The organism is Azospirillum canadense (genome assembly GCF_025961225.1).
Taxonomy (GTDB): Bacteria; Pseudomonadota; Alphaproteobacteria; order Azospirillales; family Azospirillaceae; genus Azospirillum; species Azospirillum canadense.
In genome coordinates, this window is the sequence record NZ_JAOQNG010000002.1 from 745,001 (window position 1) to 756,592 (window position 11,592).

The window sequence follows — 11,592 nt, forward strand, 5'->3', positions numbered from 1 at the left end:
GAAAACCGCGTTGCGCAGATCAGCGCCCAACCGCGGCTCGGCGTCGCCTCGACCCCCGCTATGAAGCTGGCCGGCAACGTGACCTGCTGCCTCAACGCCAACGTGGTCGAAATCGACACCGACGACACGGCGAGCGTGGTCCGCGGCGTGCAATGCGCCACCTTGAGCGGGTCGCATTTTTCCGTGAAGGCGCGGATTTTCGTCATGTGCTGCGGCGGCATCGACAACGCCCGGCTTCTCCTGTTGTCGAACCGTGTCCAGCCGGCGGGGCTCGGCAACGGGCACGACCTGGTCGGGCGCTATTTCACCGATCACCCGCGCGTGAAATCGACGGTCATCCGACTGGCCGACCAGAAGCGGTACCGGCGGTTGTACGACATGACCCTGGCGCTGTCGCGGCGCCGGCTCAACGTTCCGCAGTTGCCGGTCGCGGCCGCCTTGTCCCCAACGGACGCGGCGCAGCGCGAAATGGGCCTGTTGAACTCCAGGACCTATCTGGTCGCGCAGTATCACGGTGAAGCGACGGCGGGCTTCCGGGCGTTGCACGACGTGCGCATGCTGCTGTCGGACCGCCGGAAGTTCGGGACCGCCGACGGCAATGCCGTTGCCTTGCTGCGCGAGGCCCTGCCGCGAATCGCCATGCACCTGCCGGACTTGGCCTACGCCCTGTTCGACAACGTCGTGAATCCCGAATGGGTGCAGCGCGCCTTCGCGCTGGAGACGGTGCTGGAGCCCGTACCCAACCCGGACAGCCGCGTGACCTTGAGCACCAAGCGCGACGAGCTTGGATTGAACCTGTCCTGCGTGAACTGGCGCCTGACGGAGCAGGATCGGGAAAACTTCCTGCGCACGCACGCCCTGGTCCGGTCGGTCCTGTCCAGGCGCGGCCTGATCGTGGCGGGTGCCGATTCGGTCGATGCCGAGCAGGCTTGGGAGGAGCGGGTGTCCTGGTGCTGGCACCACATGGGAACGACCCGCATGCACGAGGATCCGAAGCAGGGGGTGGTCGACGCCCAATGCAAGGTGCACGGGATGCACAACCTCTACATCGGCGGAAGTTCGGTGTTTCCGACCATGGGAAGCGATCATCCGACGATCAACCTCGTCGCGCTCGCCCTGCGCCTGTCGGACGAACTCGCGCGCCAGCTTCAGCAGGAGACATGCGTGGAACTGAGTGGTGGCCAGAAGGCGGCGTGATGCCGCCTTCTGGGCGAGCGGTGTGATCGGCTGCCCGTTCGTGGACGCGGTCACCTCCGCAATCATTGGCGCACGACACAATTCCAGACGGCAAGACCTGGATTGACTGCCGCGCACCGAGTGGTAATCTCGCCAGAACAACGTCCCGGCGGGTGCGTATGGGTGATGGAAAAACAATTTGGCACGCGGCGGGGCTGTTTGGGTTTCTCCGCCGCGGTCATGGTGCCGGGCGTCGTGGCCGTTCGGTGTGGTTTCGGAATCGGCTCTCCCGTTCCACGCCGCGCCATGGCGCTTGGCGTCGTTTTTGAGTCGGCCCGATGCACCGTGCGCTCATCGCTCGCCGCATCGCGACTTGTCTTCTGGGCTGTCTGTTCGCCGCGGTGATGGCGTGTGCGGCACCCGCCCAAGCGGACGAGTTGCTGCGCGTCCTGACCTGGAAAATGGCCCCCTATGGCATGGTGGACGACCAGGGGCGGCTCACCGGCTTCGAGGTTGAAATCGCGCGCGCCCTGTGCGCGACCATGGGCGTCCGTTGCGAGATCGATCTGCTGCCGTTTCCGGAAGTTCTGGAACTCCTTGAGCGGAACAAGGCGGATTTTGCGGTCGCCAGCATCCTGAAGACGCCCGAGCGGGCGAAGAAGTACCTGTTCACCGACCGCTACAAGCGGTCGAGTTCCTGCTACATCGGCCGGGCTGGCGAATGGCCGTTGGGCGCGCAGCCGGCTCTGGCCGGAAAGCGCATCGCGGTGACCCGCGGATCGAAGCAGCAGGACTATTTCAAACTGCGCGACACGGGTGGAATCATCCTGGTCTTCGACGACCAGGGCGAGGCGATCCAAGCGGTGGCCGATGGCCGCGCGGATCTCGCCCTGGCGCCGTCGACGGTTGCGGTCCATCTGCTGACGAGCAACGAAGGCCAGAACCTGGAGGTGGTCGGAGAGCCGATCACCGAGGGAGGTCTCGGCGGGGAGTCCGCCATCGCCCTGCCATTGGGCCGGGAGGAGCTGCGGGACCGCGTCAACCAAGCCTTGCGCGCAATCCTCGCGGACGGACGCTACGACGCGATCACGTCGCGCTTCCTGCCCTTCCGTGTCTATTGAGGCGGCCATGGTCCAACGGGCGCTCGCCTTCCTGTGGTGTCTGGCATGGCTGGCGGCGCTTCCGATGGAGGGAGCCCGGGCCGAGCCGCCAGCGCCAGCCCCGGCCGAATCGCAGACGTTGCGCGTCCTGGTGTCGGACAACGCTCCGCCCTTCAGCCGCAGGGAGGCCGACGGCACGCTCGTCGGCTTCAACGTCGATTTCGGCAACGCGCTGTGCCGTGTGCTCCAGGTGACCTGCAGCATGGAGAGCGCGCCGTTCAACCAGCTGATCGACGAAGTGGCGGCGGGGCATTACGACCTCGGCATCGGAAACGTGCTGCGCACGCCGGAACGGGAAAAGCGCCTGCTGTTCTCGACTCCCTACTGGCGGTCCAGCACCAGCCTCCTGGGGCAGCGCGGTTTGCCGGAACTCACGCTGGCGGAAGCGGTCCGCGACCGCCGGATCGCGGTGGTTCGCGGTTCGCAGCAATATGATGTGCTGTCGCGGATGAGCAGGCCGGGAACGACCCTGCTGGTGGTCCCGACGCTGGAGGATCTGTGGGCGGCCCTAATCGACGGACGCGCGGAGCTGGTGCTCGCGCCGACGCTGAAGGCCGTGCATTTCCTGCTGTCGGACGAGGGGCAGCGGTTCGAGACCATCGGCACGCCGATGACGGACAGCGGCCTGGGAGGGCCGGTGCACATGGTGCTGCCGCTCAACCGCCCCGACCTGAAGGCGGCGGTCGACCGCGCCATCGCGGCGGTCCGAAGCGACGGCACCTACCAGAGCATCAACCGCCAGTATTTTCCCTTCGACATCTATTGATTGGACGGCACCATGGCGCGCCTTCGCGACCGCAAGCCCCCCAGGGTCCGGCTGCAGCCCGCCATCCTGACCGGCGGCGTCATCCTGCTCGGCCTGATCGGCCTGCTGTTCCTCGTCATCGTCTGGGAGCAGGGGCAGATGGAACGGCTTGCCGCCGACAGCCAGGAGCGCATGGTCCCGCTGATCCTGGAGCGGCAACGCGCGGTGGTGAACCTGGAGCGGTTGAAGCAGTCAGGCGCGATCGTGCTCGCCAGCGAGGATGCCCGGCGCCGGCGCGAGGCGCTGCTGTCCGCCCAGGCGCTCGCCTTCCATCCGACCTTCCAATTCGACCCCGATCTGAAGAAGCAGGTGTCGGAAGCTTATGGCGTCATCCGCCGCGTGGCCACCATGAAGGCGGAATCGGCGGCGCGGGGCGACGGCGCCAACACTCAGTCCCCCGCCCAGTCCCCCGCCCAGCCGGCCACCAAGGACGATCGGATGGCGGAGCAATGGGCGCAGACGCTCGTCGGGCTGAACGAAGTCGGCGACCGCCTGCTGGTGGATGTGACGGAACTGACCGCCGGACGGCTCGCTCAAATCCAGGAGCACACCCGGCTGGTGTCGCAGGTCATCCAGCTGTCCTTCATCGCCGTGCTCGCCATCTTCGCCGCCGCGGGCTGGCTGATGCGCCGCCACGTCGTGCGGCCGCTCCTGCTGGCCGCGGATGGCCTGCGCCGGATCGGCGCGGGGGAGCGGGACATCCGGCTGCCTGTGGCACGGACGCAGGAGCTGGACAGCATCCTCAACGCCGTGGTCCGGCTTGCCGAACAGACGGAGGAGCTGCGCATCACCCGCGACCGGGCCGAGGCGGCCTCGCAGGCAAAGGCCAGCTTCCTCGCCAACATGAGCCACGAGATCCGCACCCCCATGAACGCGGTGATCGGGCTGTCCCACCTGGCATTGAAGACGGACATGAACCCGCGCCAGCGCGACTATGTCCGCAAGATCAGCCAGTCCGGCCAGCATCTGCTGGGAATCATCAACGACATCCTGGATTTCTCGAAGATCGAGGCCGGAAAGCTGAGCGTGGAGCGCACGGGATTCCATCTCGACAAGGTGTTGTCCGACTTGGCCGACCTGATCGCCGAGAAGGCGGCGGTCAAGGGCCTGGAGCTGATCTTCGACGTGGCACCAACCGTTCCCAGCGATCTGATCGGCGATCCCCTGCGCATCGGCCAGATCCTGGTCAACTATGCCAACAACGCGGTCAAGTTCACGGAAACGGGTGAGATCGCGATCGCGGTGCGCGTGGACGAGGATTTCGGTGACGACCTGCTTCTGCGATTCGAGGTCCGCGACACCGGGATCGGGCTGACCGCGGACCAGCGGTCGGCGCTGTTTCAGAGCTTTCAGCAGGCCGACGCCTCGACCACCCGGAAGTACGGCGGCACGGGCCTTGGGCTGGCCATCTCCAAGCGGCTGGCGGAGCTGATGGGCGGCGCCGTCGGTGTGGACAGCGTGCCGGGCCGGGGCTCCTGCTTCTGGTTCACCGCCCGGCTGGGCCGGGACAAGCCGCGCCGCGTGCTGCTGCCGCGGCCGGATCTGCGGGGCCTGCGCTGTCTGGTGGTGGACGACAACGAGAGCGCCAGCCTCGTGCTGACCGACATGCTCACGGCCATGTCCTTCACGACGCAGGCGGTGTCGTCCGGACCCGCCGCCATCGAGGCGGTGCGCTCGGCCGCCTCCGTCGGCAATCCGGTGCGCGTCGTCCTGATGGACTGGCAGATGCCCGGCATGGATGGGCTGGAGGCCTCGGCCGGCATCGGCGCGCTGGAACTGGACAAGCCGCCCCACCGGATCATGGTGACCTCCTACGGCCGCGAGGATGTGCTGCGCCGAACCGACGGGACGGGGATCGAGGACGTGCTGTTCAAGCCGGTCAACCCCTCCAGCCTGTTCGACTGCATCATGCGCGTGCTCGGCGAGGACGGCGGTGCTGCGGGGACGGCGCCGGCCGAGGACGTCGGCTCCGCGTTGCCGGACCTGTCCCGCCTGCGCGGGGCGCGGGTCCTGCTGGCCGAGGATAATGACCTGAACCAGCAGGTCGCCGGCGAGCTGCTGAACGACGCGGGCATGTCCGTGGTGGTCGCTGAGAACGGGGCGATTGCGGTCGAGAAGGTTCTCAGCATGGATTTCGACCTTGTGCTGATGGACATGCAGATGCCGGTGCTGGACGGAATCGCGGCAACCCGGGAAATCCGTCGGCTGGGTTTCGCCGACCTTCCCATCGTCGCCATGACGGCGAACGCCATGCAGGCCGACCGCAACCGTTGCCTCGACTCCGGCATGAACGACTATCTGGCGAAGCCCATCAATCCGGATGCCCTGTGGTCCGCGCTGCTCACCTGGGTGCGCCCGCGCTATGACGCCGCGGACGATCCGCCGGTGCCGGCGGAAGCACCGCCCAAGCCCGGGCCCGATCTGACCGAACTCCCGTCCGGCATTCCCGGCCTCGACATCGATGCCGGGGTCAAGCGCCTGCTCGGCAAGAGGCGCCTGTACCTCGACCTGCTGCGCAAGTTCGTTGCCGGCCAGAAGGACGCGCCGGACCGGATCCGGACGGCGCTGGACGCGGGCGATGCCGCCACGGCGGAGCGTTGCGCCCACACGCTGAAGGGGACTGCCGGGAACATCGGGGCGGTCGCGGTGCAGGACGTTGCGGCGGCGGTGGAGTTCGCGATCCGCGGCGGGCATCCGCGCGACCGGATCGACGTGCGCCTCGCCGCGCTCGCGCCCGTCCTGGCCGACCTGACGGCCCATCTGGAGGCCGCGCTGCCGCCGCTGGAACCGGCGGTCCGGACGGTTGTCGTGGACCCCGACGCGTTGAGGGCGGTTTGCGAGCGATTGCAAAATCTCCTGAAGGAATGCGACCCGGAAGCCGAGGACGTCCTGTCGGCCAACGCCGACCTGCTGCGGTCGGCCTTCCCGGACCGGTTCGAGTCCTTGGCGGCCCAGGTGCGGAACTTCGACTTCGACGAGGCGGCCGTGCTGCTGGGCGAGGCATGCGCGGGTCCTGTGGTCCCGGCGGACGCTCCGGTCCTTGCGCCTGTGGACACCCCATGACCGACACGGCCGCGCTCGCGCCCACCGTGCTGGTGGTGGATGACACGCCGGACAATCTGAAGATTATCAGCGGGCTGCTGAAGGACCGCTACCGGCTGAAGGTTGCCAACAACGGCGCGAAGGCGCTGGAGATCGCGGCCGGGGCGGCGCCCGACCTCATTCTGCTCGACATCATGATGCCCGGCTTGGACGGGTACGCGGTGTGCGAGCGGCTGAAGGGCGATCCACGCACGAAGGCGATTCCGGTCGTCTTCATGACCGGACGAACAGAGGCCGGAGACCGGGACAGGGGCTTGCGGCTGGGAGCGGCGGACTATCTCACCAAGCCGGTCGATCCGACGGTGCTGCGGGAGCGGGTGGCCGCCGTGCTGCGGCGGGAAGGCTGACCCTTGGCCAAGACCGTCATACGATGGGCCTTCACCCGACGGACGCCTCCAAGGGAGCGTGAGCGCCGGCGGCGTCAGAAGTGGTGCGGGGAATGCGAAGGATGAAGGTCGCGCCGTTGTCTGGCGCGCTTTCCACCTCGATCGTGCCTTGCAGGACCTGGGTGACCAGGTTGAAGGCGATGTAGAGCCCCAGTCCCGGGTAGTCGATGCCCCGCCGGGTGGTGAAGAAGGGGTCAAACAGCTTGGGCAGGTGATCGGGGGCGATGCCCTTGCCGTCGTCGGCGACCCGCAACTCCACGCCGTGTCCGCCGATGGGCAGGGCGGTCACCGACACTTGGCCAGTCCGGTCCGGGTCAAAGGCGTGGTCCGCGGTGTTGCGGACCAGGATGGACAGCACCTCGGACAATGGGCCGGGGTGGCTGTCCAGCGTGATTCCGGTGGGACAGCGGACCGACAGGTTGTGCCCGGCTTCCCGCAGGAGACAATCGAGACCCAGAAGCGCGTCGCCCAGGTAATCCTTCAGGTCGAACTGCCGCCGTTCCGACCCGGACCGGTCCACGACCACCTGTTTGAAGCTCTGGATCAGGTTGGCGGTGCGGACGATGTTGGTGGTCAGCAACGAACAGCCCTCGCGGGCGTTTTCCAGGAACCGCGCAAGGTCGGACTTGCGGATGGCGCCGGCGTGGAACTGGCCGGACAGGGAGTCGATCAGCCCGGTCAAATGCGACACGGCGGTGAGCGCCACGCCGACGGGGGTGTTGATCTCGTGCGCGACGCCGGAGACGAGCAGGCCGAGTGCTGCCATCTTCTCGGTCTGGATCAGGTGCTGCTGGGTTTCCTCCAGCCGGCTGTGCGCGGCACGCACCTGCTCCAGGGTCGTGCGCAGCGAGTCCGCCGTCGCCTTCAGGGACAGATGGTTCTGCACCCGCGCCAGGACGATGGGCGGGCTGATCGGCTTGCTGATGTAGTCGGCGGCCCCGAGGTCGAGCCCGAACTTCTCATCGTCGGTCGACGTCCGGGCGGTCAGGAAGATGATCGGGATGTCCCGCGTCCGGGGATCGCCTTTCAGCCGCCGGCACACCTCATACCCGTCCATGACCGGCATCATGACGTCCAGCAGGATGAGGTCCGGCGGCGCGTCGGAAAAGGCGATGCGAAGGGCGGCCTCGCCGCTGTTCGCGGCCTTGACCGTGTATCTTTCCTTGAGGAAGCGGCTGATCAGCGACAGATTGTCGGCCGTGTCGTCCACGATGAGAACGGTCGCCCTGGTCGGTGCTTCCATGCCTGCCCCTTCCTTTCGCGGCCAACGGGCGGAACCTGCGGTCCTTGCCACGACCGCGGTTGCCAAATCCCCTTCCCTGGACGAGACCCAAGCCACGCGGCACGTCGGGAACTTAACGCGCGTGGAGGTCTCATCCAAGACAATTTATGGAGGATTTCGTTGCGTGAGCGCTTCCTTGAAGGAGTCTTACTCTGGTGTTTGTCTCCGTTGAGGGTGGGAGGCCGGGTTCAGAACTGGCTTTCCGTCACCTTGCGAATCAGGAAGTCGCGGAACACCGCGATGCGCTTCGAATGCCGGAGTTCTTCCGGGTACACGAAGTAGGCATCCACCTTCGACCCGGACAGGTCGGGCAGCAAGCGGACGAGTTCCGGGCGCTCCTTCGCCAGGTAATCCGGAAAAGCGCCGATGCCGAGGCCGCTCTCCACGGCGCGAACGATGGCGTACAGGTTGTTGACCTGCAGCACCGTCCGGTTCCGGGCGACCGCGCTGTCCACGAGGCTTCTCAGCCAGTGGGTGTTGGCGAAGGGCGCGCGCATGTCCTGCGGGAAAGTGATCAGGTCGTGCGTGGCAAGATCGGCGACCGACTGCGGCTCCCCACGCTTTTTCAGGTAATCCTGGTGCGCGTAGAGGTGGGACCGGAAGGCCATCAGGTGGCGCTGGATCAGGTCCGGCTGGCGCGGGGCGCTGACCCGGATGGCGACGTCGGCCTCGCGCATGCCGAGGTCCAGCTCCGTGTCGTCGATCAGGAGGGTCAACTGCACGTCGGGGTAGAGCGACAGGAACTCCCCGATGCGCGGGGTGAGCCACGTGGAGCCGAAGGCCGACGTTGCGGTCACCTTCAGCGGGCCCTTGGCGATGTCGCGGCTCTCGCCGATCATCGTCTCGGTCATCGTCAGCTTCGCGACGATGTCCCGCACGGTGTGGTTAAGCGCCTCCCCCTGCTCGGTCAGGCTCAGCCCGCGGGCGTGGCGGTGGAACAGGGGAACGCCCAACCCGTCCTCAAGCGCGCTGATCTGCCGGCTGACCGCCGATTGGCTGAGGTTCAGGGTTTCGCCCGCGTGGGTGAAGCTGCCGGCTTCGGCCACGGCGTGGAACACCCGCAACTTGTCCCAGTCCATCATCGCCCCTGTCCCCCCTTTGTCCGCTTGGCAATCCGCTTGGCAACCCATTTGGCGGCCCGCCTCCCACGCCGTATAGCCCGATCCGCGTCTTCATGTCGCATGCTTTTGTGCGCGGCAGGGTGCGGCGCCTGTGGACGGCGCGCTTCCGGCGGGTGGCTTGCATATTAATCGAATTTGAGGCCGGAAGCTCGACTTGGGCGCGAATGTTAGATAGGTTGTGCCAGTCGCTTTCACGAAGGTGCATCCATGTCCGATACCGCCATCGATCCGGTCAGCCAGCCCCTCACCAGCAACGCTGTGATGAAGAACGAGCAGGGCAAGGCCAACTCGCTGCTGAACAACATCGCGGAGAAGCTCGACCAGCTGGTCACCCTCACCGTCGTGACCGCGGTCTGCGACGTGGAGACCGTGCAGGAGGACCCGGACAGCCCGACCTTCGTCTGCCGTCCGAAGTCGGGCACCGCGATCGACGCCTTCCAGACCCAGGTCAACCTGGTCACCGGCGACATCGAGAACCTGATCAGCCGCGATTTCGCGACCAACCCGGCCTACAAGGGCCTGTCGGACTTCCACCTGGCCCAGGTGACCAAGAGCAACGAGATCGTGAGCACGAACCTGAAGGCCATCCACGACTTCGCGGTTCAGCTCTCCGGCCGCTCCACCAACTGACCGGCCGGCCACGGCCGGCCTTTCCCATTGATTGGCCGGCCGCGGCCAGCCGTTCCCGCCCTGATCGATCCAGCCCCGTCCGAAGGTGCCGATGTCCCAGTTCGTCGACCTCGCGCGCAGCCTGTTGACGCTTGAAATCAACACGGTCCTGAAATCAGGGATGTCGGCGGAAAAGATGCCCCTGGTCGGGGACGCGCTGATCGACATCGCGCAGGACTACTTCGTGTTCCTGTGCGAACAGAGCAACGTCTTCGGCGAACGCCGGACCGGCGTCCTTGCGACCTGGGCCGCTCCGTTGTCGGAGGGCTTCGATTGGGGCCGCGCACCCTTCGCGCCGTCGGCGGGCGCGAAGGACGGGACGCGCTACCTCGCGGACTTCCTGCTGCACGATCTGCCGGGCAACGACCCGGCGCGCGGCACCACCGTGCAGGTGTTCGACAATCTGCGCGAGGTGGCAAGTTGGCTGCGACAGATGCAGGCGGTCGTGCTGGACGCGGCGCAGGAGCCCGACGCCGGGCCGGAGGTGATTCACGCGGCGTCCCAGATCGACCGCGATTCCCCGCCGATCCTGACGCGCATCCAGCGCAATTCCGACCAGGTCATGGACATCATGAAGCGGCGCGGGCTCACGGCCTTGTCGCTCCAGCGCGGCATGGACGAGGACGCCCGCCGCATGGCGGATCTGAAGACCGCCGACATCGTGATCGTCCGCAAGGCCTGGGACATGGGGACGGAAACCGTCGTCATGCAGTCGACCATCCAGATCGACGGCGACGTGGTCACGCGCGTGCTGAAGGGGCGGGACACGGCGAGCAACGGCGTGATCATCGGCGTGCACCGCGACGCGGTCGACACCTCCTTCCGATACTGGAGCTTCATGGTCGATGCGCTCGGCCGCTTCGCCGGCAAGGCCGTGAACGCGCTGGTCGGAGACACGGGGTAGCCCGCTCCGGCACGCCCTGACCCGCAAGATGCCCCACGCCTGGCGCTGGCGCCGGGGGGCGCTGGTGGAGGCCGCAAGGCGATTGCGGTCCGGGTCGGGCGGGCTGCTGCCGAAACGCGGGCGCGGCATTGCCATCCTGATCCATTTTTTCACGCAGGGTGGGCGGCAGCTGGTGCTGCGCGTGCCGTTGCGCGATCCCCAACCAGGAATATTGCAGCCTAATGGTTTGCGCACGGTGCCCGTGCTGGTCACGCTCCAGCCGGACGGCGACGTGCTGGTGGCGCTGCCGCGCGAGGCCGTGGACAGCGGCCGTTTCGACGCGCGGTCGGCCGCGCGCCTTGCGTTGGGGCTTCGCCGGCTGGTGGAGCGCACGACCACCGCCAACCCGCTCTGGGGCGTGGACGCCACCCAGGCGCTCGGCGAGATCGCCGGGGTGGCGACGGGCTTCGCGAGCGGCGTGGTGCTCTTGCGGAACGGCTTTGACGAACTGACGGGCGGCGTCATGGCGCACGCCGGTGCGACGGCGGCTCTGCTCGTCGCACCGGTCATCCTCGCCAAGCTGCGGCCCTGGCTGATCGGCGCCCTGGTCCCCTGGGTCCTGCGGCGCCTGTGAGGCGTTACGCCTCGACCAAGCCCCGGTGTTTCAGCAACGCCTCGATCTGCGGCGTGCGGCCGCGGAAGGCGGTGTACAGATCCATCGGGTCCCGCGAGTCGCCGGAGGAATAGATGGTCTTCAGCCGCGCCGCGAGGCTGGGGTCGAACAGGTCGCCGGCCTCCGCGAAGGCCTCGTAGCCGTCGGCGTCCAGCACCTCCGCCCAAAGATAGGCGTAGTAGCCGGCCGCGTAGCCGCTGCCGGCGAACAGGTGCTGGAAATGCGTCGGGCGGTGGCGCACGGCGATTTCGGCCGGCATGCCGATCTTGTCCAGCACCGCGCGCTCGAAGGCGGCAACGTCCAGCTCGTCCACCGCCGTCCGGGTGTGGAACTCC

Annotated in this window: 11 protein-coding genes (1 of these 11 running past the window's edge); 8 read left to right on the forward strand and 3 right to left on the reverse strand. The window is 67.3% G+C overall.

What is annotated here, in order from left to right; translation table 11 throughout:
- The 5 genes from M2351_RS17915 to M2351_RS17935 form a co-directional block, all read left to right on the forward strand.
- On the forward strand, positions 1-1,197 hold the 3' portion of the coding sequence (locus tag M2351_RS17915; protein ID WP_264657474.1) for an FAD-dependent oxidoreductase. 474 nt of this gene lie to the left of the window's left edge; 1,197 of the gene's 1,671 nt are visible here — the last part of the coding sequence; its start codon lies beyond the left edge, outside the window; its stop codon occupies positions 1,195-1,197.
- A gap of 317 nt (positions 1,198-1,514) precedes the next feature.
- The gene (locus M2351_RS17920; protein WP_264657475.1) at positions 1,515-2,297 is read left to right on the forward strand and encodes a substrate-binding periplasmic protein; all 783 of its coding nucleotides are present in this window, start codon (positions 1,515-1,517) and stop codon (positions 2,295-2,297) included.
- A 7-nt stretch (positions 2,298-2,304) separates the two neighbouring features.
- Complete coding sequence (locus M2351_RS17925) at positions 2,305-3,102, forward strand: substrate-binding periplasmic protein (RefSeq protein ID WP_264657476.1); 798 nt, start codon at positions 2,305-2,307, stop codon at positions 3,100-3,102.
- Between the two features lie 12 nt (positions 3,103-3,114).
- On the forward strand, positions 3,115-6,204 hold the full coding sequence (locus M2351_RS17930) for a hybrid sensor histidine kinase/response regulator (RefSeq protein WP_264657477.1): 3,090 nt from the start codon (positions 3,115-3,117) through the stop codon (positions 6,202-6,204).
- Positions 6,201-6,590: a response regulator gene (locus M2351_RS17935; protein ID WP_264657478.1), complete on the forward strand. Its 390-nt coding sequence runs from the start codon at positions 6,201-6,203 to the stop codon at positions 6,588-6,590. Before M2351_RS17930 ends, M2351_RS17935 begins: the two co-directional genes overlap by 4 nt.
- Positions 6,591-6,621: 31 nt before the next feature.
- Here the strand turns inward: M2351_RS17935 and M2351_RS17940 are convergent, their stop codons facing one another.
- A complete protein-coding gene (locus tag M2351_RS17940) occupies positions 6,622-7,872 on the reverse strand; it encodes a sensor histidine kinase (protein WP_264657479.1) in 1,251 nt (416 codons plus the stop codon).
- Between the two features lie 227 nt (positions 7,873-8,099).
- The gene (locus M2351_RS17945) at positions 8,100-8,990 is read right to left on the reverse strand and encodes a LysR family transcriptional regulator (RefSeq protein ID WP_264657496.1); all 891 of its coding nucleotides are present in this window, start codon (positions 8,988-8,990) and stop codon (positions 8,100-8,102) included.
- Between the two features lie 249 nt (positions 8,991-9,239).
- Between M2351_RS17945 and M2351_RS17950 the strand changes: the two genes are divergently transcribed.
- The 3 genes from M2351_RS17950 (at position 9,240) to M2351_RS17960 (ending at position 11,218) form a co-directional block, all read left to right on the forward strand.
- Positions 9,240-9,662, forward strand: a complete 423-nt coding sequence (locus M2351_RS17950) for a hypothetical protein (RefSeq protein ID WP_264657480.1) — start codon at positions 9,240-9,242, stop codon at positions 9,660-9,662.
- Positions 9,663-9,753: 91 nt separating this feature from the next.
- Positions 9,754-10,605 (forward strand): hypothetical protein, encoded by an 852-nt coding sequence (locus tag M2351_RS17955; RefSeq protein WP_264657481.1) that lies wholly within the window; start codon positions 9,754-9,756, stop codon positions 10,603-10,605.
- A gap of 28 nt (positions 10,606-10,633) precedes the next feature.
- Positions 10,634-11,218 (forward strand): hypothetical protein, encoded by a 585-nt coding sequence (locus M2351_RS17960; RefSeq protein ID WP_264657482.1) that lies wholly within the window; start codon positions 10,634-10,636, stop codon positions 11,216-11,218.
- A 4-nt stretch (positions 11,219-11,222) separates the two neighbouring features.
- Here the strand turns inward: M2351_RS17960 and M2351_RS17965 are convergent.
- On the reverse strand, positions 11,223-11,592 hold a 370-nt coding region (locus M2351_RS17965), incomplete at its 5' end, for a M3 family metallopeptidase (protein WP_264657483.1).